Source organism: Mesorhizobium sp. M7D.F.Ca.US.004.03.1.1 (assembly GCF_003998635.1).
In the GTDB taxonomy this organism is placed as follows: domain Bacteria; phylum Pseudomonadota; class Alphaproteobacteria; order Rhizobiales; family Rhizobiaceae; genus Mesorhizobium; species Mesorhizobium loti.
In genome coordinates, this window is the sequence record NZ_RZQG01001811.1 from 1 (window position 1) to 438 (window position 438).

The 438-nt window shown below is 62.8% G+C and carries 1 protein-coding gene; it reads left to right on the forward strand.

From position 1 onward, the window contains the following. Positions 1 to 65: 65 nt before the first annotated feature. Positions 66 to 438: ParB/Srx family N-terminal domain-containing protein (locus EN935_RS40165; protein WP_164771937.1), on the forward strand; the 373-nt coding region annotated here is incomplete at its 3' end.

Genomic DNA, 438 nt, shown 5'->3' on the forward strand with positions numbered 1-438 from the left:
GGGTTGATGACGGGCTTGGAGGTTCGGGGAGAGGCCCCGGGCCGCCCGTCATGGAGAACCTGACCATGGCAAAGAACGCCATTCAGAAGATCGCGATGAACGCCGCGGAGAACATTCCCTATGACAAGCTAATGCTGTCGCAGAAGAATGTTCGGCGCATCAAGGACGGCGTGTCGATCGAGCAGCTGGCCGAAGACATCGGACGGCGAAAGCTGATCCAGAGCCTGAACGTCCGTCCCGTGCTCGACGGCGAGGGCGAGGAGACCGGCACGTACGAGGTGCCCGCGGGCGGCCGGCGTTATCTCGCACTCGGCATCCTGATCAAGCAAAAGCGACTGGCCAAGAACGAGCCCATCCCCTGCATCGTCAACCGCGCGCAGGAAACTTCTGCCGAGGAGGACTCGCTTGCCGAAAATCTGCGGCGCGCCGACCTGCACC